Source organism: Paraburkholderia fungorum, from assembly GCF_902833645.1.
Taxonomy (GTDB): Bacteria; Pseudomonadota; Gammaproteobacteria; order Burkholderiales; family Burkholderiaceae; genus Paraburkholderia; species Paraburkholderia fungorum.
In genome coordinates, this window is record NZ_CADFGE010000014.1 from 185,055 (window position 1) to 208,926 (window position 23,872).

Annotated in this window: 18 protein-coding genes; 11 read left to right on the forward strand and 7 right to left on the reverse strand. The window is 62.8% G+C overall.

The annotated features are described in order from the left end of the window. Positions 1-91 precede the first annotated feature (91 nt). Positions 92-1,321 (forward strand): pyridoxal-phosphate-dependent aminotransferase family protein, encoded by a 1,230-nt coding sequence (locus HWX91_RS33455; RefSeq protein ID WP_028198782.1) that lies wholly within the window; start codon positions 92-94, stop codon positions 1,319-1,321. A gap of 1,100 nt (positions 1,322-2,421) precedes the next feature. On the opposite strand, the gene HWX91_RS33460 is transcribed toward HWX91_RS33455, so the two are convergent. Continuing rightward, complete coding sequence (locus HWX91_RS33460; RefSeq protein WP_028198781.1) at positions 2,422-3,633, reverse strand: MFS transporter; 1,212 nt, start codon at positions 3,631-3,633, stop codon at positions 2,422-2,424. Positions 3,634-4,021: 388 nt separating this feature from the next. Here HWX91_RS33460 and xdhA point away from each other — a divergent pair, with 388 nt between their 5' ends. The 3 genes from xdhA to xdhC all read left to right on the forward strand — a co-directional run bounded on the left by xdhA (position 4,022) and on the right by xdhC (position 8,622). Beyond that, a complete protein-coding gene (gene xdhA, locus HWX91_RS33465; protein WP_028198780.1) occupies positions 4,022-5,551 on the forward strand; it encodes a xanthine dehydrogenase small subunit in 1,530 nt (509 codons plus the stop codon). Positions 5,552-5,580: 29 nt separating this feature from the next. Then, positions 5,581-7,947 carry a xanthine dehydrogenase molybdopterin binding subunit gene (gene xdhB, locus HWX91_RS33470; RefSeq protein ID WP_028198779.1) on the forward strand — a complete coding sequence of 789 codons (2,367 nt, stop codon included), beginning with the start codon at positions 5,581-5,583 and terminating at the stop codon, positions 7,945-7,947. A gap of 108 nt (positions 7,948-8,055) precedes the next feature. Beyond that, positions 8,056-8,622: a xanthine dehydrogenase accessory protein XdhC gene (gene xdhC / locus HWX91_RS33475; RefSeq protein ID WP_042276210.1), complete on the forward strand. Its 567-nt coding sequence runs from the start codon at positions 8,056-8,058 to the stop codon at positions 8,620-8,622. Positions 8,623-8,691: 69 nt separating this feature from the next. On the opposite strand, the gene HWX91_RS33480 is transcribed toward xdhC, so the two are convergent. The 3 genes from HWX91_RS33480 to HWX91_RS33490 all read right to left on the reverse strand — a co-directional run bounded on the left by HWX91_RS33480 (position 8,692) and on the right by HWX91_RS33490 (position 12,086). Continuing rightward, positions 8,692-9,675, reverse strand: a complete 984-nt coding sequence (locus HWX91_RS33480) for a LysR substrate-binding domain-containing protein (RefSeq protein ID WP_028198777.1) — start codon at positions 9,673-9,675, stop codon at positions 8,692-8,694. A gap of 223 nt (positions 9,676-9,898) precedes the next feature. After that, the gene (locus tag HWX91_RS33485; RefSeq protein WP_028198776.1) at positions 9,899-10,543 is read right to left on the reverse strand and encodes a 2-hydroxychromene-2-carboxylate isomerase; all 645 of its coding nucleotides are present in this window, start codon (positions 10,541-10,543) and stop codon (positions 9,899-9,901) included. Between the two features lie 94 nt (positions 10,544-10,637). Continuing rightward, positions 10,638-12,086, reverse strand: coding sequence for a TAXI family TRAP transporter solute-binding subunit (locus tag HWX91_RS33490; RefSeq protein ID WP_042276207.1), 1,449 nt, complete (start codon positions 12,084-12,086; stop codon positions 10,638-10,640). A gap of 723 nt (positions 12,087-12,809) precedes the next feature. Between HWX91_RS33490 and HWX91_RS33495 the strand changes: the two genes are divergently transcribed. Both HWX91_RS33495 and HWX91_RS33500 read left to right on the forward strand, forming a co-directional pair. Next, positions 12,810-13,160 (forward strand): BON domain-containing protein, encoded by a 351-nt coding sequence (locus tag HWX91_RS33495; protein WP_028198775.1) that lies wholly within the window; start codon positions 12,810-12,812, stop codon positions 13,158-13,160. A 338-nt stretch (positions 13,161-13,498) separates the two neighbouring features. Beyond that, positions 13,499-13,747 carry a hypothetical protein gene (locus HWX91_RS33500; protein WP_028198774.1) on the forward strand — a complete coding sequence of 83 codons (249 nt, stop codon included), beginning with the start codon at positions 13,499-13,501 and terminating at the stop codon, positions 13,745-13,747. A gap of 50 nt (positions 13,748-13,797) precedes the next feature. On the opposite strand, the gene HWX91_RS33505 is transcribed toward HWX91_RS33500, so the two are convergent. Further along, positions 13,798-14,586 (reverse strand): sulfite exporter TauE/SafE family protein, encoded by a 789-nt coding sequence (locus HWX91_RS33505; RefSeq protein ID WP_028198773.1) that lies wholly within the window; start codon positions 14,584-14,586, stop codon positions 13,798-13,800. A gap of 178 nt (positions 14,587-14,764) precedes the next feature. Further along, a complete protein-coding gene (locus HWX91_RS33510) occupies positions 14,765-15,418 on the reverse strand; it encodes a LysE family translocator (RefSeq protein ID WP_028198772.1) in 654 nt (217 codons plus the stop codon). 179 nt (positions 15,419-15,597) lie between these two features. Between HWX91_RS33510 and HWX91_RS33515 the strand changes: the two genes are divergently transcribed. From HWX91_RS33515 to HWX91_RS33530, 4 genes are all read left to right on the forward strand, one after another. Then, the gene (locus HWX91_RS33515) at positions 15,598-16,491 is read left to right on the forward strand and encodes a LysR substrate-binding domain-containing protein (RefSeq protein WP_028198771.1); all 894 of its coding nucleotides are present in this window, start codon (positions 15,598-15,600) and stop codon (positions 16,489-16,491) included. A 242-nt stretch (positions 16,492-16,733) separates the two neighbouring features. Next, complete coding sequence (locus HWX91_RS33520) at positions 16,734-17,711, forward strand: hydroxymethylglutaryl-CoA lyase (protein WP_028198770.1); 978 nt, start codon at positions 16,734-16,736, stop codon at positions 17,709-17,711. Next, on the forward strand, positions 17,708-18,964 hold the full coding sequence (locus HWX91_RS33525) for a CaiB/BaiF CoA transferase family protein (RefSeq protein ID WP_028198769.1): 1,257 nt from the start codon (positions 17,708-17,710) through the stop codon (positions 18,962-18,964). The genes HWX91_RS33520 and HWX91_RS33525 overlap by 4 nt, the downstream gene beginning before the upstream one ends. 91 nt (positions 18,965-19,055) lie before the next feature. Continuing rightward, a complete protein-coding gene (locus tag HWX91_RS33530) occupies positions 19,056-20,540 on the forward strand; it encodes an MFS transporter (protein ID WP_028198768.1) in 1,485 nt (494 codons plus the stop codon). 1,275 nt (positions 20,541-21,815) lie between these two features. On the opposite strand, the gene HWX91_RS33535 is transcribed toward HWX91_RS33530, so the two are convergent. Further along, the gene (locus tag HWX91_RS33535) at positions 21,816-22,790 is read right to left on the reverse strand and encodes a helix-turn-helix domain-containing protein (RefSeq protein ID WP_028199897.1); all 975 of its coding nucleotides are present in this window, start codon (positions 22,788-22,790) and stop codon (positions 21,816-21,818) included. A 270-nt stretch (positions 22,791-23,060) separates the two neighbouring features. Between HWX91_RS33535 and HWX91_RS33540 the strand changes: the two genes are divergently transcribed. After that, positions 23,061-23,837: an SDR family NAD(P)-dependent oxidoreductase gene (locus HWX91_RS33540; RefSeq protein ID WP_030101996.1), complete on the forward strand. Its 777-nt coding sequence runs from the start codon at positions 23,061-23,063 to the stop codon at positions 23,835-23,837. Positions 23,838-23,872: the final 35 nt, after the last annotated feature.

Sequence of the window (23,872 nt, forward strand, 5' to 3'; positions counted from 1 at the left end):
CGGATCGGTGAATGATCGGACGAACGGCCCCGCCAGTGTCACTGCTGGCGGGGCCGCTTGTTCCTTGTGCCCTGACATTCACGTACCGATCATGCCGACATCATCGCTCTCGACCGAATCCGTTTCCCACCTTGTGCCCTGTCCAGTTGTCGAATCGCTCGACGCCATTCTTCCCGAAGAACCGTTGCTGATGATGGGCGCCGGTCCCGTGCCGATTCCCGCGGCGGTCGCGAAGGCCAATACGGTGGTGATCAATCACTTGGGCAATACGATGGTGAAGGTGATTGGCCAGGTGAAGACCATGGCGCGCTACGTCTTCCAGACGAATTCGAAGTGGGTGCTGGGGGTCGCAGGGCCGGGTTCAGCCGCGATGGAAATGGCGATCTCCAACCTGGCGTGGGAAGGCACGCGCGTGCTGAGCATCAGGAACGGTTTTTTCAGCGAGCGGATGGCGGAGATGGGCCGGCGAGTTGGTGCACACGTTGTCACGCTCGACGTCGAGGACGGCACGGTGGCGAGTCTCGACGCGGTTGCCGAGGCGATCCGCCGCGAGCGGCCTGAGATTGTCACGGTGGTGCAGGGCGAGACGTCCAACACCGTGTGGAATCATCACCTGAAGGACATTGCGGCGCTGGCGAAAGCGGCGGGCGCGCTGGTCATTGTCGACGCGGTGTGCACGCTGAGCACGATGCCGCTGGAGATGGACGCGTGGGGGATCGATGCGGTGATCACGGGTGGGCAGAAGGGTTTGTCTTCGATCCCGGGTGTTTCGCTGATCGCGTTTTCGGATGAGGCATGGGCACGTGTGAAGGGTCGTACGGCGGCGAATGCGCATTGGTGTCTTGATGCTTCGCTGGCGGAGAATTTCTGGCATAACGCGGGGTATCACTATACGGCGCCGGTTTCCGGCGTGCTTGCTTTGCATGAGGCGCTGCGTCTTGTTTGCGCCGAGACGCTTGAGAAGCGCTTTGCGCGGCACTTGAAGTGTTCGGTGGCGTTGCAGGCGGGGATTACTGCATTGGGCTTGCAGTTGTATGCGCCGGCGCCTTGCCGGTTGAATTCGGTGGTCGGTATTGTTGTGCCGGAGCGGTTGAGTCCTGCTGATATTTGTGGGCACATTTCGCGGCACCATCAGGTGGAAATCTCGGGTTCGTTTGGTTTGCCGATCGTGCGGATCGGGCAGATGGGGGAGCAGTGCCGGGAGCACAATCTGTTTCGCACGTTGCATGCGCTTGGGCGGACGATGGTGGATCTTGGGGTTAAGGTTGAGTTGCCGGCTGGCGTGGCGGCGCTTGAGAGAGGGTTGTCGGAGGGGAAATAAGGGTTTGGGCCTGGTCGGCGGGGTTGTTGTTGGTCTGGGTTTTGGGGCTTTCCTTGCTGTGGTAGTTGTCTCTGTTCTGCTGCTGGTCTTTTGGCCTTTCCTTGATTTGTTCGTGGTCTATTAGCGTTGCCCCTGTGCGGGGCGGCACCTACTTTTCTTTGCCTGCCGCAAAGAAAAGTAGGCAAAAGAAAGCGGCTCAAACCGCTAGTTCTTAAGTGGGTCCCCTGGCTTGGAGGGGGTAGTGGTGCATCTGGAATCTGTCGCCTCGCACACTCCGCGTTAGCGACAAGGCGCTCATCAGCTCCCACTCCGCACTGCGTGCGTCGCGGATGGGTCTGCCAGGAAAACCAGCGGCCTCGCTTCGCGCAGCGGGTGCCCTCGGCTCCGCCTCGGCGAGATGCCCCCGCTCTGATTGGCCAACCCCACTTCGGAAATGTCGGTGCGTTGCTTTCGCTTTCGCTTTCGCGGTGCGATCGCGATCGCGATTGCTGCCGCGGTTGCGCTCGCAGCAGCGGGGCAGCGGGCAGAGAGCCGGGGCAATCGGAAGAGTGAGGCCGCGGCCTGGTGACAGCGATGCGCCGACGAGTCCGAATCCGAACAAATCGAGGCGCGAAAACCGCAGCGGGCGAATCAAGGCGCGAGATCGCAGCAGGCGGATCAAGGCGTGAAACCGCAGCGGGCGGATCGGGGGTGGAAGCCGTAGCGGGGTGGCGATATGAACGGGGTATCGGCGCGCGCAGCGCCGCCGGAGGTATGACTGCCTTGTCACTGGGGCGGAATGTGCGAGGCGACAGATTCCAGATGCACCACTACCGTTACTGCGCGGGAGACCCGCTTAAGAATTAGCGGTTTGAGCCGCTTTCTTTTGCCTACTTTTCTTTGCGGCAGGCAAAGAAAAGTAGGTGCCGCCCCGCACAGGGGCAACGCTAATAGACCACTAACAATTCAAGGAAAGGCCAAAAGACCAACCCAAACAGACCACGAACAAAGCAAGGAAAGGCCAAAAGACCAGAAGGGCAACGCCAAACCAAACCACAATCCCAGCAAGGCACCGCCCAAATTCCAGATCAACAAAAAACCCGCCGACCAGGCAACAACAATCAAGTCGCCGCAGGCGCATTCGGCGCCCGCGCATTGCGCAAATACATCATAGTCGACAGCACAACAGCCATCGCAGACGCGACCGCCGCAAACAAAAACACCTGCGCATAGCCGAACTCCCCAGCGATATACCCGGCCAACGGCCCGGTAATCCCCAACGAGAGATCGAGAAACACGGAATACGCCGACAAAGCCGCCCCGCGGCTAGCCGGCGGCACAAGCCCAACCGCCTCAACGCCGAGAGCCGGAAACACCAAAGCAAACCCAAACCCGGTCAACGCAGCCCCCGCAAGCGCAATATGCGGCTCAGGCGCCAACCACAACATCAACAGCCCGGCACACTCAAACGAAAACGAAGCAATCGCGACACGAAACCCACCGTAGACCTTGATCGTATTGGCAAACAACAGGCGCGCGCCGATAAACAGCGTGCCGAAAACAGTCAGCGACAAAGCCGCATTGGGCCAATGCCGTGCCGCATAAAACAGCGTAATGAACGTCGCAATCGACCCAAAGCCGGCCGAGCCCAGCGCCAACCCGATCCCATGCGGCAACACCCGCGTGAACACGCTCCGGTACGACATCCGCTCGCCATGCACAATCGGCACAGGCGCGATAAGCCGCGCCAGATAAAACCCAAGCCCCGCCAGCAAAATCACCAGAGTGCCCAACGCGGCGAACCCGATCGAATGCGCAATCGCAACACCCAGCGGCGCGCCAATCGCGAGCGCGCCATACGTTGCAATGCCGTTCCACGAAATCACCCGAGCGTTGTTGCTCGTGCCCACCCGGCCGATCCCCCACAGAATCGCCCCCGTCCCGCACAGACTTTCGCCGAATCCGAGCACCAGACGGCTGCACACCAGCAGCCCGAGGCTCAGCACCGGCCAGCGCCCACACAACACGGCCAGCAGCAACAGAACCCCACTCGCGCCACAACCCAGCAAGCCGATCGACACGGTCCGCTTCGGCCCCAATGTGTCGGCCGAACGGCCGGCAAGCGGCCGCGATGCCAGCGTCGCGAGGTACTGAACGCTAATCGCCGCGCCCGCCAGGATCGCGCTGTACCCGAGGTCGTCATGAACGTAGCCCGGCAGCACCGCGAGCGGAATTCCGATCGTCAGGTAGCAAAGAAACGTGAAAAAGACGACCGGAATGATCTGCATGGTCGTCGAAAATTCGCTGCGAGGTGTCGCTGAGTCGGTGGGCATGGGGAAAACGAGACTTGAAAACGGCGGAAAGGCGTGATTTTCCCATGGAACCGATTCCCTTGCAGGGATTGCTTAATAGCGGTACCACCCGAAAAACGGTGCCAGAGCTATATAAAGGTCGCTTCTATCTCCATGAAGGCGAGCTTTTCGTGCGCCACGCATCAGAAGGCCAAGATCCAGGATGGCGGTAAAGACGATATTTTTGTGAAAATACGGAAAACCAGCCATATCAACATAAGTCAACCGCCCCCTAAACCCATCTCGATATCGTTTTGCGGATATGTCCCGCATGCGGTCCCCGCTATGGGTTGTATTTATTGACGGTGATAGTTTTCGAACCATCATCGCAGCACGTCCCACGGACACAGAACACTGAGAGTAACGAGACATGACTGAGCCGATTCGCTTCTACCACCGCAACGCGATCCGCGAGATCAAGGACGCGCCCGTCACCCGCACCGTCCTGCAGTATCTGCGCGAAGACGCGCATTGCACGGGCACCAAGGAAGGCTGCGCCGAAGGCGACTGCGGCGCGTGCACGGTCGTGATCGGTGAGCGCAACGAGGCGGGCGGCGTCGATTTCAAGGCGGTGAACGCCTGCATCCAGTTCGTGCCGACCCTTGACGGCAAAGCGCTTTACACCGTCGAAGACCTGCGCCAGCCTGACGGCTCGCTGCATCCGGTGCAGGAAGCGATGGTCGAGTGCCATGGCTCGCAGTGCGGCTTCTGCACGCCGGGCTTCGTGATGTCGATGTGGTCGCTGTACGAAAAGCACGGCCACGAACATAGCTGCGCGAACAAGACCGTGCCGTCACGCGAAGCGATCAGCAACGCGCTGACCGGCAATCTGTGCCGTTGCACCGGCTATCGTCCGATCGTCGACGCAGCCGTGCGCATGTTCGAAGCCCCCGCGCCGAAAGCGCCGGTCAATGTCGAGGCGCTGTCGAAAACGCTCGCCACGCTCGAGCGCAAGGACACCTTCCACTACCAGCATGCGGGCCAGCAGTTCAATGCGCCGCGCACCGTCGACGCGCTCGCGAAAATCAAGGAAGCCGAACCGGCCGCCCGTATCCTTGCCGGCAGCACGGACATCGGCTTGTGGGTGACCAAGCAGATGCGCGAACTGGGCAACATCGTCTACGTCGGGCAGATCGCCGCGCTGCAAAAGCTCGAAACCAATGACGACTGGATCGAGATCGGCGCGGGCGTAACGGTCGAGAAGGCGTACGCTGAGCTGGCGAAGCAATATCCGGAACTCCATGAAATGTGGCAACGCTTCGCATCGCTGCCGATCCGCAATGCCGGCACGCTCGGCGGCAACGTCGCCAACGGTTCGCCGATCGGCGATTCGATGCCAGGCCTGATCGCACTCGGCGCGCATGTGATCGTGCGCGGCGGTGAGATCGAACGCGAAATGCCGCTCGAAGATCTGTACCTCGCGTATCAGAAGAAAGACATGGCCGAGCATGAGTTCGTGGTCGGGATCAAGGTGCCGACCCGTACCGGCGCGCGCAAGAACCTGCAGTTCCGCACCTACAAACTGTCGAAGCGTTTCGACTCGGACATCTCGGCCGTGTGCGCCGCATTTTCCTTCATCGCCGACGGCAACCTGATCCGCGAGCCGCGCATTGCGTTCGGCGGCATGGCCGCCACACCGAAGCGCGCGACGCACGCCGAAGCCGTGCTGCGCGACGCCGAATGGCACGAAGCCACCGCGCAGGCCGCGATGCTCGCGCTCGGCAACGACTACGCGCCGCTCAGCGACATGCGCGCGACCAGCAACTACCGCCTCGAAGCGGCGAAGAACACCTTGTACCGCTTCTGGCTCGAAACGCGTCCGAACAATCCGCTGCCGAGAAGCGCGCTGGATGTTCGCGCGGTTGCCGCTGCCTGCGCCCCGGTCGGCGCAAGCGCCTGAGACGCCACAAGGATACGGAGAACACAAGAATGAATCAGCATGCCGAACCGTTCCTGAAAGACCTTCAGGATCTCGACGACTTTACCCAGGTCCACATCTCGCGTCCGCACGAGTCCGCGCATCTGCACGTGAGCGGCCGCGCAACCTACACCGACGACATCCCGACGCTCGCCGGCACGCTGCATGCCGCGCTCGGCCTGTCGCCGAAAGCGCACGCGAAGATCGTCTCGATGTCGCTCGATAAAGTGCGCGCCACGCCCGGCGTGGTTGCGATCTTCACCGCGCAGGATATCCCCGGCGTCAACGACGTCGGCCCGATCATCCACGGCGACGATCCGATTCTCGCCGACGGCGTCGTGCAATACGTCGGCCAGCCGATGTTCATCGTGGTCGCGACCTCGCATGAAACCGCGCGTCTCGCCGCGCGCCGCGCCGAAGTCGTCTACGAAGAATTGCCCGCGATCCTCACCGCGCAACAGGCGCGCGCCGCGAACCAGCACGTCCTGCCGCCGATGAAACTGGCGCGCGGCGACGCCGGCACGAAGATCGCCCGTGCAGCGCATCGCGAAGCCGGTGAGATGCTGCTTGGCGGCCAGGAACAGTTCTATCTGGAAGGCCAGATTTCGTACGCGGTGCCGAAGGACGACGACGGCATGCACGTCTACTGCTCGACGCAGCACCCGACCGAAATGCAGCACATGGTCGCGCACGCGCTGGGCGTGGCCTCGCACAACGTGCTGATCGAGTGCCGCCGCATGGGCGGGGGTTTCGGCGGCAAGGAATCGCAATCGGGTCTGTTCGCGTGCTGCGCGGCGCTGGCTGCATGGAAGCTGCTGTGCCCGGTCAAGCTGCGACCGGACCGCGACGACGACATGATGGTGACCGGCAAGCGCCACGATTTCCACTACACGTATGAAGTGGGCTACGACGACAAGGGCGTGATCGACGGCGTGAGCGTCGACATGACCTCGCGTTGCGGTTTCTCCGCCGATCTGTCCGGTCCGGTAATGACGCGCGCGCTGTGCCACTTCGACAACGCGTACTGGTTGTCCGACGTGTCGATCGACGGCTTCTGCGGCAAGACCAACACGCAATCGAATACCGCATTCCGCGGCTTCGGCGGTCCGCAGGGCGCGTTCGCGATCGAGTACATCATGGACAACGTCGCGCGCTCGGTCGGCGAGGATTCGCTCGACGTGCGCCGCCGCAATCTGTACGGCAAGACCGAGCGCAACCAGACGCCGTATGGTCAGGTGGTCGAAGACAACGTGATTCACGAATTGATCGACGAACTCGAGGCGACCAGCGAATACCGCGCGCGTCGTGAGGCGATCAACGAGTTCAATGCGAACAACGAAGTGCTGAAGAAGGGGCTCGCGCTCACGCCGGTCAAGTTCGGCATCGCGTTCAACGTGACCCACTTCAATCAGGCCGGCGCGCTGGTCCACATCTACACCGACGGCTCCGTGCTGGTGAACCACGGCGGCACCGAAATGGGCCAGGGTTTGAACACCAAGGTCGCGCAGGTCGTCGCGCATGAACTCGGGATCGGCTTCAACCGCATTCGCGTGACGGCGACCGATACAAGCAAGATCGCCAACACGTCGGCGACCGCCGCATCGACCGGTTCGGACCTGAACGGCAAGGCCGCGCAAGATGCCGCGCGCCAGTTGCGCGAACGTCTGTCGGCGTTTGCCGCCGAGCGTTTCGGCGCGGGACAGGTGGCGGCTTCGGACGTGCGTTTCGTGCACGACCGCGTGGTGATCGGCGAAGTGATCGTGCCGTTCGAAGAAGTGATCGCGAAGGCCTACGTCGCGCGCATCCAGCTCTGGTCGGACGGCTTCTACGCAACGCCGAAGCTCTACTGGGATCAATCGAAGCTGCAAGGCCGGCCGTTCTACTACTACTCGTACGGCGCGGCGGTGTCGGAAGTGGTGATCGACACGCTGACCGGCGAAATGCGCGTGTTGCGCGCGGACGCTTTGCATGACGTGGGTGCGTCGCTGAACCCGGCGCTCGACGTCGGTCAGGTGGAAGGCGCGTTCATCCAGGGCATGGGCTGGCTCACAACCGAAGAACTGTGGTGGAATGCCGGCGGCAAGCTGATGACGCACGCGCCGTCCACCTACAAGATTCCGACCGTCAACGATACGCCGCCCGATTTCCGCGTGCGCCTGTTCAAGAACCGCAACGCGGAGGACAGCATCCATCGCTCGAAGGCGACCGGCGAGCCGCCGCTGCTGCTGCCGTTCTCGGTGTTCTTCGCGGTGCGCGATGCCATCTCGGCCGTGGGCGACCACAAGGTCAATCCGCCGCTGAACGCGCCTGCGACCAGCGAGGAAATCCTCAAGGCCGTCGGTGCCGTGCGGGCTGCGACTGCGGCGGCGCGGCAGTAAGCGAGCGGTGCGCATGGTGCGGCCTTTCGCGGGTCGCGCCATGATCGGCTAACACACTGACCCGCCAACGCAATTGTGCAATCATTGAAACCAACTGGATTGATCGCCATGAACGATTTTTCTTCCGTTCAGATCGGCCGGCGCAGCGCCGAGCAAGCACCGCGTCCGGCACCGATGCACATCGTGCTGTTCGGCGCGGGGCACGTCGGCCATGCGCTCGTCACGCTGCTCGGCAGCTTGCCGTGCGTCGTCCAGTGGGTCGATGAGCGCGATGAACTGTTCCCTGACGAAACGCCCGCCAACGTGCAGGTCGAAGCAACCGACACGCCGGATGCGATCGTCGATACGGCGCCGCCCGGCGCGTATTTTCTCGTGATGACGCATAACCATGCGCTCGACTTTTCGCTTGCCGCGCGCATCATGCGGCGGCGCGATTTCACCTACTTCGGCATGATCGGGTCTAAAACGAAGCGCGTGAAATTCGAGCGCCGTTTGCTGGATCGCGGGGTGGATCTGGATCGGCTGGTGGAGATGACGTGCCCGATCGGCGTCGGCGGCATTGTCGATAAAGCACCTGCGGCCATCGCGGTCGCGGTGTGTGCGGAGTTGCTGCAGATCCGTACGCGTCAGGCTATGGCGCAGACAGCGACACAGAAACTCTGCGCGAGCGTGTGAACCGGTAGAGCAAGACACCTGGCATCAGGCGTTCAGCGTAAGTTCAAGCCAGCAGTTCAAACGAGAACGTCAGTCCGCCGCGGCTGACGTTGCCTTTTTCGGCGGCCCTTTTGTGCGCCGAACCTTCTGTGCGACCAGTGCGTCCGAAACTTGCGACATCAAGGTGCGCAGCCAGCCGATATCGCTCGGCCGGTCCGGCTGCGGATGCCATAGCTGATAACACTTGATGCGCGGAAACGGAATCGGCACGTCGACCACCGCGAGCGGCAGCATGTTGGCGTAGTGCATCGCGAACCGGCGTGTCGTCGTGAAGATCAGATCCGATTGCAGCAGCGTTTGCGGCACGAGGCCGAAGTAAGGCAGCGTGGCGACGATGCGCCGCTCGGCGCGGGCCCGTGCGAAACCGATGTCGACGGCGCCGCCGCTCGCGCCGCTATAGGGCGTCGGCGCGAGATGCGGCGCGGCGAGGTAGGCTTCGCGCGTCATCGGCGCGCGTGCGAGCGGATGATCGGCGCGCATCAGACACACCACCGTATCGGAGAACAGATCGCTGCGTTCGAAACGCGGCTCGGGTTTCGGCCAGTTGCCGATCACCAGATCGAGTTCGCCTGCGTCGAGCGCGGCCGAATGATCGAGCATTGGGCTCAGCGAATCGATCTCCAGACGCGCATGCGGCGCCGCTTCGCGAAATTGCGCGATCACGGTGGGCATGAAGAAGTCGTTCAGATAATCCGGCGCGGCCACGCGGAAGGTGCGGCGCGAGCGGCCGGCATCGAAGTCGCCGTGCGGCGTCGCCACGAAATCGACTTCGCGCAGCACACGTTGCGCCGAGGCCAGCAAGGATTCGCCGTATTCCGTCGGGACCATGCCGGACTTGCCGCGCACGAGGATCGGGTCGTTCAGCGTTTCGCGCAATTTGCGCAGCGCCGTGCTGATGGCGGGCTGGGTCTGGTTCAGACGTAGCGCGGTTTGTGTGACGCTGCGCTCGACGATCAGCGTGCGCAGCACGCGCACAAGCCAGATGTCGAGGGAGGCGGCGGAGTCGTCGTCCATGGTTCAGGGGAGGCGATGCAAGCAGGTCAGGTCCGGATGAAGCGTCTTACGGAGCCGCCGGCGAGCCGGATCGCGAGAGCAGGGCGCAAAGGTTATAACCTTAGGCCGTTTATGGTGTGGCGGCATAGCGGGCACGGTATGGCCGGCATCAGGACGGGCTTTTTGGCGCAATCAGGCCCGCAAAAGCGAGCCTGATTGCACGAACATTACTTTTTGCTTTCGCTCAAACGTCCGCAAGTCCCGAAGGCAGCGAGCTGATCCGTTTCACTTCCTTCGAGTCGAGCCAGTTCGGGGTGCGCGCGCAATACAGCACCATGGGCAACGCGTCTTCGCCCCAGAACAATTGATCGTTCAGAAAGAAGGTCGGCACGCCGTACACGCCCAGACCGATTGCGTCCGTGGTGTTGCGTTGCAGTTGCGCTTTCACTTCTTCACTCTTGATGAGTTCCGGGCCGTCCGGCATGCCCACGCGCTCGCACAGTTCGGCGAATGCGGTATCGCTCGACGGATCGCGGCCTTCGCGCCAGATGAAACGGAAAATCTCGCGTACGAAGCCGATATCGCCCTTCGCCGCGGTGGCGAGCAGGAGCGGTTTCATCGAATCGAACGGATGGGCCGGCGGCATCTTGAACGGAATGCCGAGTTGCTCCGCGCGAAACAGCGCGTGGCGATACATGAAAGTGCGCTTTGCGGGCACGCTGTAAGCGGGCCGTTGGCCCCAGTGGCGATACAACTCGTTCAGCACGACCGGCGTGAACGCGAAGTCGAAGCCCGGCCATTTGTCGTGTTGCTCAAGCAACAGGTACGTGAACGGCGAGACAAAATCGTAAAACCACAGCGGTTGCCTGGCGTCGATGCCAACGGTCATAAATGTCTCCCGGATTGCCTGTTCCAGACGATGTTGTCTGCTGGATCGTCGGATTTGTAATGATCTTACGCGGTGCAGCCGAGGCTTGCACCGATCAATATGACTTTGGACCCGCGACGGCCGGTTCGGATCCGCCGCCGGACTCGCCCGGTGCATCCGGATCGCCGGGCTCGTCCGGCTCGCCCGCTGCGTCGCGCTGGGCCTCGCGGCTATGGGTGAGCCGCTCGCGCACGAAGCCGATGTGCTCACGCAGCACGTAGAACTGATCCGCATAGGCGAGCGGCATTTTCAGACCGTTCACCGATTCTTCGATCGCATCGAGCCGTTCGATCAGCGACGCGCGTTCGCTGGCCGAATGCTCGCTGAGCGCGCTTCGCTCGATCGCGATCAGCGCGCCGTACCAGCGGTAGATGCGCGACTTCACCCGCCACGTGTACAGAGAAGGCACCACGCGCAGCGCCGGAATCAGCAGCACGATCAGCGGCACCACGACCACCAGCAGCCGGTCTGCGAGACTGGCCAGCCAGAACGGCAGGACCCGGTAGAGGAAGCTCTTGCCCGATTTGTAGTATCGGGCGGCGTCGTCGCTGATCGGGAAGTCGTGCGCGAGCGGCGCGGGGAATTCACCGGCGCGCTGCAGGATGTTTGCCTTGCCGTGGACCTCGCGTGCCGCTTCGATCAGCAGATCGGAGAGGGCCGGATGCAGCGAGTCGCGCGCCACCAGTTCGGCGGTCGGCGCCACCATGTGCATCGGCGCGGCCGGCAGATTCTTGCCGAGGTCGAACGCACCCATCGGTATCTGAAGCTGCGTCAGATAGGGGAACCGGCGGGTATAGGCATCGGCCTGGGTGAAATCGTAGAACTGCACATTTGGCGTGCGGTTCAGCTTGCCCATCACCGCCGGTTGTGCCGAATCGCCGGCCAGAAAAGCCGCGTCGACCTTGCCGGCAACGAGGGCCTGGGCGGCGTCGTCGCCCGAGAGCGGCAGCAGTTTGGTCGGCCCGCCTGGCACGATGCCATTGGCCTTGAGCAGCGCGAGCGCCAGTTCACGCGTGCCGCTGCCCTCGGCGCCGACCGCGAGGCGCAAGCCCTTGAATTCGGAGAGCCGGCTGATGGTCGGTCCGTGATAGAAGATCGCCAGCGGCACATAGGCGACGCTGCCGAGCGACATCAGGTCCGGACTGACCGGGCCGGGCGAAATGCCGTCTTGCACGAAGGCGACATCGACGTTCGACTTCGGGTCCGAAAGCCGCTTCAGATTCTGCACGGAGCCTTCCGAGGGCAGGACGTTCAGGGTGATGCGGTTGCGCGCCAGAATCGCCTTGTACTTCTGTGCGGCGTTCCAGAAGGTGCTGCCTTCAGGGCCGGCGCTGATCGTCAGCGTATTGGGCGGCGCGGGCTGGATCAGGCGCACGGCGACCCAGATCGCCGCGACGGCGATCAGCACGAGCGGTCCGAACGAGACCGCCAGATCGCGCCAGGAGATCGCGACAAAACGGGCGACGAGGCGGGGAGGGCGTTTGCGGCCGGTGGCTGGCTTCATCGGGTGACGTGACGGCTACGGTCGAAAGTGGACAGGGTGGCGGCGCCGTGCGGCACGCGAACCGGGACGAGGCGCGCGCCATGCCGGGCCGGCGACCACGCCGAACCGGCACGCCGCACGGCAGCGCGCGTCGCGCCGATGGTACCCGAGAATCGCGCGGTGGCGCAGCGCCGGGCCGGCGCGGGCGCTGTCAAACCCGTAACAATTCGTGAACAGCGAGTGAACAGCGTGTGAACAGCCCGTGAAGGGGAAATGACCGAAGCATGAATGACGCACGAATGGTCCATGACGGCCTCGTGAGCGGCCGGTGAACCGGCTCCCGGCCAAAAATATGAACAGTGCATGAATAAAACACGATCCATGACCGGATGACAACCAGCAGCCACCTCGAGGGATGACTAAACCCTTTGCGCTTCTGGCGCGGCTAGATTAAATTGTGCATCGCTGTCGCGAACAAATGTTTGCGCGGCGTGACCCGGCACGACAGATAAGAACCGGGCGCGCCGGCGGACTTCGCGGCTTGCCGGCTCTCGTACCGCATGTATGCGTGGATGCGCATGCGATAACGGCGGCCGGCTTCTCTCGCCTCTCGCACACCGTGTTGCAGCCATAGTCGGCCGTCGCTGAGCCGCGCCTTGTCGCGTCCTGGATAGCCGCACGTAGTCGTAACGAAGCCGCTGCTGGTATATGCGGTCCAATGTGTAGCTAAGGAGAATAGAAACTATGAAATCGGTCGGTTTTCTGAAAACGCTGGGCTCGGTCGTGGCAATGGTGGTGGCGTGCAACGTGTACGCTCAGGCAAGCGATGCAACGATGGGCACGACCGCCGCGCCGGCTGCAAGCGCCAAGGCCACCAAGAAGGCGAATGGCCAACTCGGCCGCAAGGTGCGCAGCGCGCTTGCCAAGGCGCAAGGTATCGACGTGTCGAACATCGCCGTGCGTGCTCGTGGCGGTGCGGTGACCCTGACGGGCTCGGTGCCTGATCAAGGCCAGATCGACAACGCCGGTACGGTGGCCAAGGGCGTTGCCGGCGTGACGTCGGTAACCAACAAGCTGACCGTTGTACAGCAGTAAGACAGTTGCAATCGGCAGGCCGCATCAGGCGGCCTGGCACCAGCAGTTTGCAACTGGCGCACGAGGCGCCGTCAGGCGCGCAAAGCTGTATCGGAGGGCGTGGGCGATTCAAGATCGTTATGCGTCATTCTGAGGCATGCCAGTGCGAGGGCTCCGGCTAATACCCGGAGCTTTTTTTTCGCTTTATTTTTCGTGGCGATTATTTTTAAAGCGGCGATGATGGCTTAGACCCGTTGCGGGTCGGACGCCGGCGCCGCAACGGCCCCTGCGTGCGCTGCGACACACAATTAACGCGTCATGAAGCGTACTGTGATGTGAGGGAAACGGGAGCCTTCGCCATGGACATCACGCTTTTGCGCTACACCGATTTGCCTATCGGCGATCGGGCGGCTTTCGAACTGGTATGCGCACGGCACGGCTTTGCGCCGGTGCATTTCGACATCAGCGCCCGCCTGAATCCGGGCGAGGCTCCACATGAGCGCCTCGTCACGGTTCGTCGCGGCGGCTGGGCACAGAGTTATCCGGACCGTCGCGGGCAATGGGTCAAGCAGTTCGAAGCCGACCTGACCTGCCGGTTTTTCAAATAGAAGCGCAAGCGGGGCCGCCAGCGCCGCCGTCTATGTCTCTCAGGCCCGCTTCACGCCAGCACGAGGCGCACACCGACCAGCGTGAGCGTGGCGGCGAGCACGTTGCGCAGCAGCGCGTCCGGTGCCTTTGACGACAGATAGCTGCCAATCGCGATGCCGGGCAGCGAACCCACCAGCAGCGACAACAGCATCGACCAGTCGATCGAGCCCAGCAGCCAATGCCCCGCGCCCGCCAGCAGTGTGAGCGGCACCGCATGCGCGATATCGGAGCCGACGATGCGCGTGGTCGGCAGCAACGGATAGAGCAGCAGCAGCACCGTCACGCCGATGGCGCCGGCCCCCACCGAAGTCAGCGACACCAGCACCCCCAGCACCGCGCCGGTCAGTATGGTGAGCGCGAGCGTGCGGCCTTGCCGCGGGGCGCGCCGGCGGCGCGCGCCGAGCGCCGCGAGTTGCGGACGGAACACCAGCGCCACGGCAGTGACCAGCAGCGCGGCGCCGAGCACGATCTGGATCAGCCGGCTCGCGCCCGGCGTGTCCATCCCGTACCGATGCAGCAGGATCAAGGTGAGGGTGGCGGCCGGTACGCTGCCGGCCGCGAGACGCAGTGTGATCTGCCAGTCGACGGAGCCTTTCAGGCCGTGTACCAGCGTGCCCGTCGCCTTGGTGGCGGCCGCGTACAGCAGGTCGGTGCCGACCGCGGTAGCCGGATGCACGTTGAACAGCAGAACCAGGATCGGCGTCATCAGCGAGCCGCCGCCGACACCCGTCAGGCCGACCAGGAAGCCGACGAACAGGCCGGAGACGGAGTACAGCAGATCGATGTGGGGAAGAGCCATTGAGCGGACCGGTGACGGTCGGGTGGGTTGGACGGATCAGGCGGCAAGGCCTACGCGCACCGGCCTTCGAGTGTCGGCGAAGGTCGGCGGCAGGCGCGTGGCGGCACGGCGAAAGCCGCTATTGTCGCAAAACTGCCGCGCTCGCGTACGAAGCGCGCCGCCAGGCCTTAAACCCCACTCAAAGCGCGCGGCGAATTTCGACGATACCGAATGCCGCCAGCGTGAACCCAACGATCCGGTCGATCGCGACGCGCAACTTGCTGCCGATCGCATGACGCGCGAGCGACACGACCGTCACGAGAAAACACCACCACGCGATCGAACCGCAAAATACGCCGCCGACCGTGGTCAATGCGATGCTCGATGAAAATGCCCCACGCGGCGCGAGTGTCGTGAACAGCGCGGCGAACATGATGACGGTTTGCGGATTGGTCAGCGTGAGCAGCAATGAACTCGCATACGCGCGTAGCGCGCCGGCGCGGCCCACCTGCGCGAGTTTGCCGTTAGCGTCGCTGCCGCCATTGCCGTTGGCGGCTTCCGCTGGAGCTTTCTGCAACAGCGTGCGCACGCCGAGATACAGCAGGAACAGGCCGGCGACCAGATGCAAGGGGCGGTCGTAGGCCAGCATGAACTGCGAAATGCCGACGAGGCCGAGCGCCGCGATCAGGCCGTAAACCGCGTCGCCGGTGGCAATGCCGAAGCCGATCGCGAGCCCCGCGCGCGGGCCGCCCGTCAGCGTGCGGCGAATGCACAGCATGCCCATCGGGCCGACCGGCGCGGCAATCGCGAGGCCGACACCGGCGGAGGTGACGAAGAGACTGGCGGTGGACATGGAGAGCCTTGATAGGTTGTTCTGTTCGGTGGTGGGCCGCGCGCCGCGCTTCTAGTGTGCATGCAGGCGTCCGGCCGGCGCGTCCACAAGCATAGTCGGAGCGAAAATCCCGGGCAAGCTGCCCGCCGCGTTCCTCGGGCATAATTTTCCGACTCCAAACACCCAGGGCACGCCCGTCCATGTGGCAAATCGATCAGGTGACACTGCGCTTGTTTATCGCCGTCTGCGAGGAGGGCACGATCGCGCGCGCGGCCGAACGCGAGTTCATTGCGCCGTCCGCGGTCAGCAAGCGGCTCGCCGATCTCGAAGCGCTGGTCGACGTCGCGCTGCTCTCGCGCAGCCAGCGCGGCGTGCGCGCGACTGCCGCCGGCGAGGCGCTGCTCAGGCACGCGCGGCTCATCATGCGGGGCCACGAACGCCTGCAGGCCGAGCTCAGCGAATACGCGGCCGGCGCGCGCGGTCATGTACGGGTGCTGGCGAATGTGTCGTCGATGGTCGAGTTCTTGCCCGAGGCGCTGTCGGTGTTTCTGAAGGCCAATCCGCAGATTCGCGTCGATGTCGAAGAGCGCGTCAGTACCGAGATCGTGCGCGGTCTGGAAGAGGGCGTGGCAGATCTCGGCATCTGCCGCGATTCGGTGCCTATGGGCAATCTCGACGTGTTGCGGTATCGCTCCGATCATCTCGCGCTACTTGTGCCGCGCGATCATCCGCTGGCCGGCGAGGCCGCAATCGGTTTTGAGCAGAGCCTGGCGTTCGACCATCTCGGGCTTGCGTCGAACGCCTCGATGAACGCGCTGATGCAGCGCATTGCGGCGGAAAAAGGCCACGAGCTCAACTACCGAACTTACGTATCGACCTTCGACGCCGCCTATCGTTTTATCCAGGCCGGCCTTGCGGTCGCGATCCTGCCACGTGAGGCGTTGTCCCGGCATGCCGCCGACGAGTACGGCATTACTGCCGTGCCGTTGAGCGAAGCATGGGCCGAGCGGCGCTTCGTGATCTGCATGCGCGACCGGAAGGCGCTGACATTGGCGGCGTCGAATTTGCTCGACCATCTGCTGCGCCTCGCCTGAGCGTGCGCGGAACGTAGATTGAGCGCGGGTCGAACGCGCTCTGAACACCCTCTGACAAGTCCTTAAGGGTTTTCCCTTTGTGACGGAGCACGCCCGTCCAGCTTGCCTGAGCCGCCATCGCGAGCGGCGATGGAGAACGTCGTCAACGCAGACTTTGCCGCGCGGCCGCGCGCGGGCACGCTGTCGCTCAGCAACTTCTTTCCCTGCCCTCCACGCAAGATTCAAGACCGGGATTCAAGACCATGAGTGACACCCATGAGCGCGTCGTCGTGACCGAAGTCGGCATGCGCGACGGTCTGCAAAGCATTGCGCGCACGATGCCCACCGAATTCAAGCGACGCTGGATCGACGCGGCCTATGCCGCCGGCGTGCGGCATATGGAAGTCGCGTCGTTTGTGCCGGCGAAGCTGCTGCCGCAAATGGCCGACGCCGAGGACGTGATCGCCCACGCGCTGACCTACGGCGATCTGATCGTGACGGCGTTGGTGCCGAACCTGAAGGGCGCACAGCGCGCGCTCGCGTCCGGTGTACATCGGATCGTCGCGCCGATTTCGGTGAGTACGGCGCATAGCCTTGCCAACGTCCGCAAGACACCCGCTGAGATGATCGAATCGTTTGCCGCGATGCGCGAGCTGATCGATAGCGCGGCTGGTGCAAACGCGCGGCGCGTGGAGTTGATTGCGGGATTGTCGACCGTGTTCGGCTGCACGCTGCAAGGCGCGGTGCCCTATACCGACATCGAGCAGATTGCGCGCGCCGCGTTGCAGGCCGGCGCCGATGCCATTGCACTCGGCGACACCACGGGTGAAGCGACGCCGCGCCAGGTGGGCGAGATCATCGAGCTGGTGCGAGCGGTGGCGGGAAGCAAGTTGCGCTCGCTGCATTTCCACGATACGCGCGGCCTCGGCCTCGCGAATACGCTGATCGCGTTGCAGCACGGTATCCGTGAATTCGACGCGTCGCTGGCCGGTCTCGGTGGCTGCCCGCATGCGCCGGGCGCAACCGGCAACGTGAACACCGAAGACGTCGTGTTCATGCTCGACAGCATGGGCTACGACACCGGCATCGACCTTACTCGACTCATCGCCTCGCGCCGCATTCTCGCTGAGGCGCTACCTGGCGAACCTCTGTACGGCTATCTGGCGCGAGCCGGTTTGCCGAAGCAGTTCAGCGCCGCGCCGCAACGTATCGAACCTTCCGACTCACAGGTGTTGCAATGACTTCAGATTCTTCCGCTCCCGTTTCTTCGACCACTTCCGCATCCGTTTCTCTGGCGGAGCAACAGGGCGCGTTGCCGCTGGCGGGCATCCGCGTGGTCGAGTTGTCGCATATGGTGATGGGGCCGACCTGCGGGATGATTCTTGGCGACCTTGGCGCCGAAGTCATCAAGGTCGAACCGCCGCGCGGCGACGGTACGCGCCGTTTGCTTGGCACGGGTGCGGGTTTTTTTCGCACCTTCAATCGCAACAAGAAGAGTGTCGCACTCGACCTCGATAGCGAAGCGGGACTGGCCGCGCTGCACAAGCTGGTCGATACCGCGGACGTCTTCGTCGAGAACTTCAAGCCGGGCCGCATGGCGAGCCTGGGTCTCGATTATGTGTCGCTGCGCGAACGCAATCCCCGGCTGATTTACGTCTCGCACAAAGGCTTTCTGAACGGTCCGTACGAACACCGTCTCGCGCTGGACGAAGTGGTGCAGATGATGGCCGGTCTCGCCTACATGACCGGGCCGGTAGGCCGTCCGTTGCGGGCGGGCAGTTCGGTCAACGACATCATGGGCGGCATGTTCGGCGCGATCGGCGTGCTTGCGGCGTTGCACGAGCGGCATACGAGCGGGTGCGGCAAGGAAGTGCAGAGCGCGCTGTTCGAAAACTGCGTCCTGCTGTCCGCGCAGCACATGCAGCAGTTCGCCGCGACCGGCGTGGCTGCCGCGCCGATGCCCGAGCGCATCAGCGCATGGGCGGTCTACGACGTGTTCCGGCTTGCCAACGACGAGCAGATGTTTATCGCTGCCACCGGTGACGGCCAATGGCGCGCGCTGTGCGCGATTCTCGAGCGTGCCGACCTGCTGGCCGACCCGCGCCTTGCGACCAACAACGACCGCGTGCTGGCGCGCGAGTGGCTGCTGCAGACGCTCGGCGAAACCTTGAGCCGCTTCGAAGGCGCCGCGCTTGTGCCGCTGTTCGAGCGTGACCACATTCCGTTTGCGTCGATCACGAAACCCGAAGACCTGTTCGACGATCCGCACCTGAACGAGAGCGGCGGCCTTGCGCGATTGACCCTCGACGACGGCAGCGAAACTGCGATGCCCCTGTTGCCGATTTCGATGGACGGCGCGCGTTTGCAACCGCGCCAGCCAATCGCAAAGATCGGCGAGCACACCGCCGACGTCCTGCGCGGTTTGGGCTACGACGAGGCACAGATCGCGGCGTTGGGCGGCGGTGCGGGGCAGGTGCCGCGAGAAGCTGCGTGAGCGTGATGGTGTGAGGCAGTGAGTACTCGTTGCATGAAACGTAGTCGATCAATCTCATCCGGCATCAGACCGGAAATCATGGAGACAGACGATGAAATCGTCGAATCATGCGGTATATGCGACAGCGGTTGGCGATGCTGGCGCGCTGGGTGGTTTGCCTTCGGACGCTGGTGCATCGGCGGGCGGCCGCGCTGAAGAGATCGCGCTAGGCGGTGCGCGCATTTCCGCGCGGCTCGACCGCCTGCCCGCCACGCGCTCGATCTGGCAATTGGTGATGCTGCTGAGCCTCGGGCTTTTCTTCGAGCTGTATGACCTGATGTTCTCCGGCTACATCGCGCCGGGTCTCGTGCGTAGCGGCATTCTGACCGCGACGACGCACGGTTTGTTCGGCACGAGCGGCGTGGCGAGTTTCATCGCGGCGTTGTTTGCCGGCCTGTTCATTGGCACGGCGGCATGCGGTTTTCTCGCCGACCGTTTCGGGCGGCGCGCGATCTTCACCTGGTCGTTGCTCTGGTACACCGCGGCCAACGTCGTCATGGCGTTCCAGGACACGGCGCTTGGGTTGAACCTCTGGCGCTTCATCGCGGGGATTGGCATTGGCGTGGAGATCGTGACGATCGGCACGTACATCTCCGAGCTCGTGCCGAAGCACGTGCGTGGTCGCGCAGCGGCCTTTTCGCAGGCTGTCGGTTTCTGCGCGGTGCCGATCGTGGCGTTTCTATCGTACTTGCTGGTGCCGCACCGTTACTTCGGTCTCGACGGCTGGCGTCTGGTTGTGCTGACCGGCGTAGTGGGCGCGATCGTGGTGTGGTGGATTCGCCGGCGTTTGCCGGAGAGCCCGCGCTGGCTCGCGCAGAAGGGCCGCATCGAGGAAGCCGACGCGGTGATGAAGCGGCTTGAAGCGCGCGTCGAGCGGGAATATGGACGGCCTTTGCCGGAGCCGGCGTTGCCCGAACCGGTGCGTGCGCGTGCGGCGTTTCGCGATCTGTTGATGCCGCCGTACCGCAAGCGCACACTGATGCTGATTATTTTCCACGTGTTCCAGACGATGGGTTATTACGGTTTTGCGAACTGGATTCCGACGTTGTTGATCAGGCAGGGCATTACGGTCACGACGAGCTTGATGTATGCGAGCGTCATTGCGATTGCTGCGCCGTTGGGACCATTGCTGGGGATGCTGATTGCTGACCGCTTCGAGCGTAAGACGGTGATTATCTGCATGGCGGCGGTGAACGTGGTGTGCGGGCTGCTGTTCAGCCAGGCTCGGGAGACGGTATTGCTCGTGAGTCTGGGTGTGTGCCTCGTGCTGGCGGGCAATATCATTTCGTATAGCTACCACGCCTATCAGGCCGAGCTATTTCCGACTGGTATTCGGGCGAGGGCGGTGGGATTTGTTTATTCGTGGAGCCGGCTTTCCGCGATGTTTTCCGCGTTTGTGATTGCGGGGTGTTTGAGCCGTTTTGGTGTGAATGGCGTGTTCGTGTTTATTTCGGGCGCGATGGTGGTGGTGATGGTGGCGATCGGAACGCTTGGGCCGAAGACACGGGATGTTGCGCTGGAGGATATTTCGAAGTGATGGTTGAGGCCCGCCTGGTGGGGGCGGGCTTGCTGCCGGGTTGGTGCTTGCCTAGTTCTTTTTCTGGGTTGCCGAGCTGCTTGGGGCAACGCGGATCGGCGGCGCGCCCGACGGTGTTGTGGCCGGTGTAGGTTTCTTGGCCTGTTTCGGTTTCTTTACTTCGCGGTTGCTGCGCATTTGACCTTTTGCCATGATGGGCTCCCCAATAGGCGTTTGTCCCTCCGCGAGGGAGCAGTTACGGAGTGTGCGCTGAATTTGGTGTTTTTGGCGGGGTTTTTTTTGCCTGCCCGGCTGGGAGGGGTCTTCGCGACGCTTTTTTTGTTGATCTGGAATTTGGGCGGTGCCTTGCTGGGTTTGTGGTTTGGTTTGGCGTTGCCCTTCTGGTCTTTGGCCTTTCCTTGAATTGTTCGTGGTCTGTTTGGGTTGGTCTTTTGGCCTTTCCTTGCTTTGTTCGTGGTCTATTAGCGTTGCCCCTGTGCGGGGCGGCACTTACTTTCTTTGCCGCCGCAAAGAAAGATAAGCAAAGAAAGCGGCTTCACCCCGCAAGCTCATAAGCGGGTCCCCCGCGCAGCCACGGTAGTGGTGCATCTGGAATCTGTCGCCTCGCACACTCCGCCCCAGTGACAAGGCAGTCATACCTCCGGCGGCGCTGCGCGCGCCGATACCCAGTTCTTAAAACCGTCTCTACGGTTCGCACACATCGATTATGTCGTGCGGGCCGCCGGTGCCTGGTGAGCCTCTATCGCCGGCCTCATTCCATTCGAATGACGAACTTTTAACAGCGTAAGCCCTTGCGGCCTGCTCGCTGCGCGAAGCAACCCCACTGGTTTCCCTGGCAGACCCATCCGCGACGCACGCAGTGCGGAGTGGGAGCTGATGAGCGCCTTGTCACTAGCGCGGAGTGCGCGGGGGCACGGATTCCAGATGCACCACTACCGTTACTGCGCGGGGGACCCGCTTAAGAATTAGCGGTTTGAGCCGCTTTCTTTTGCCTACTTTTCTTTGCGGCAGGCAAAGAAAAGTAGGTGCCGCCCCGCACAGGGGCAACGCTAATAGACCACTAACAATGCAAGGAAAGGCCAAAAGACCAACACCAGCACAGCGGCAACGCTAATAGACCGATAAGAAAGCAAGGAAAGGCCAAAAGACCAACACCAGAGCAGACAACGAGCACCGCAAGGAAATCCAAAAATCCAGATCAACCAAAAGGCCAACGGCACAAAACCAACAATCGTCGCGAAGACCTCCCCTGCCGGGCAGGCAAAAAAAACTCCCTTAACTTCTACTCCTGCGCCAGGTCTCCCTCGGCAACTCCCCAAACTGCCCCCGATACTCGTTGGAAAAATTCCCAAAATGCCAAAACCCCCACCGCGTAGCGACCTCGGTAACCGACCCGGCACTCCGCAATTCCCGCCGCACATGATCGAGCCGAACAGCTCGTATATAAGCCGAAGGACTCACCCCAACCGTATCCTCAAACGCATACTGCAAAGTCCGCCGGCTCGCGCGAAACCGCGCGCATAGCTCAGCGACCGACAGCGGACAATCCGGCGACTCCTCCACCATCTCGCGTACACCGCGCACAAGCTGCCAGTTCCGCGCGGTCCGCGCCTCGAGTTGCCCGTGCGGATCGGCATCCCGCATCCCCTGCAATACCTCGGCAAGACCAAAGATCACCGACTTCTCGAACGAAGCCGCCACGCCCGCGTTATCGAGCAACGTCGGCGTAGCCGCCACCGCGTCGAGCAAGTGCTTAAGCACCTCGCGAAAGCCCTGCAACCTCGCCGGGTCGACATTCAGTACGCCAGGCCTCGCGCCCAGTAACGGCGCGATGTCCTCGAGCTGCACGCGCACCAGTTCATCGGCAATCGCGCGAGGCTCAATCTCCAGGTTCACCACCACGTGCTTGTCGGGCGATAAAAACTCAAACCCGCCATCGCCGGAAAAAACATGCAGACCGTCACGATGACTCGTCTGCCCGCACAGCAGCGCATGTCCTTCGAGCTGAAATGGAACGCCCACGGCCAGCCTGGAGAGCGCGACCTGCCCGCGTTGATAAACCGTGCGGTTCAGGCGCTCCACCAGCACCCGTACCCCGCCCGCGGAGAACGAACTCACCGAGCCGTCGAAGGCGCCGCGCGAAATCTGGCAATAGCTCTGATTCCACGCGTCGAGCAACATCGCCTGTTCGTCGATGTTCCGGCAACAGTGGATCTCGACGGCGCTGCTTGTCTGATTGACCGGCTGCATAGCTTCTCCCGATTCTGTTGGCGCTCCCCAAACGCATGGTGCCGACCAGTGTATGCGAAAAAAAACCGCGTCGCGCTTCTGGAGCAGGCCGTCCGCACAGGCAGCAGGGCGCACGAATGTCAGCGTGTAATGCATTTGTCAGCAAGCCGAATTTTTACGGGATTTTTACTTTTTTGCCAATTTTGGATAGTCGCCGCTTTTTGCCGCCCCTACTTTGTGCACAACACGTCACGCAATGCAACGCATCAGGCACTGGAAGAGGAGTCACGCATGAGCAGATCGGCAGGCAGGCTGGAAGGCAAGATCGCAATCGTGTCGGGCGGCGCGACGGGCGCGGGCGGCGCGGCGTCGCTGCTGTTCGCGCAGGAAGGCGCGCAGGTCGCGGTGGTCGATATCAATACCGATGCGGGCGAGGAAGTCGTGACGCGCATTCGCGCGGCAGGCGGAACAGCCGAACTGTTTGCCGCCGATGTATCGAAGCGCGCAGCGGTCGATGCCGCCGTGGCGAACGTCATGGCGCGTTTCGGGCGTATCGACGTGCTGTTCAACCACGCGGGCAGCATCGTCGTGAAGCCCTTCGTGGATACCACCGACGAAGACTACGACTGGCTCATGAACGTCAACGTGAAAAGCATGTTCATGATGACGCGCGCAGTGCTGCCGCACATGCTCGCCGCGGGCGGCGGCTCGATTGTGTGTACGGCGTCGATCTCATCAGTGGCGGCCACGCCGCTCGAAGTGCTGTACTGCACGACCAAAGGCGCGTGCGCGATGTTCGCGCGTTCGATTGCGGTCGAGTATCGCGACCGCGGCATTCGCTGCAATGCGGTGTGCCCAGGCTTCATCGACACGCCGCACGGACGGCGCGAAATCAGCGCGCTCGCCAAATATGGTTTCGATGCGAGCGAAGCGGCTCTGTCGGTGCAGCAAGGCCGTCTGTGCGCGCCGGAAGAAGTCGCACGCGCCGCGCTCTTTCTCGCCAGCGACGACGCCAGTTTCGTCAACGGCGCCCACCTGTACGTGGATAACTGCTTTACGGCTGCGTGAGCCGGTCTTGCGTCGCGCGCTCACGCTGGTCTATT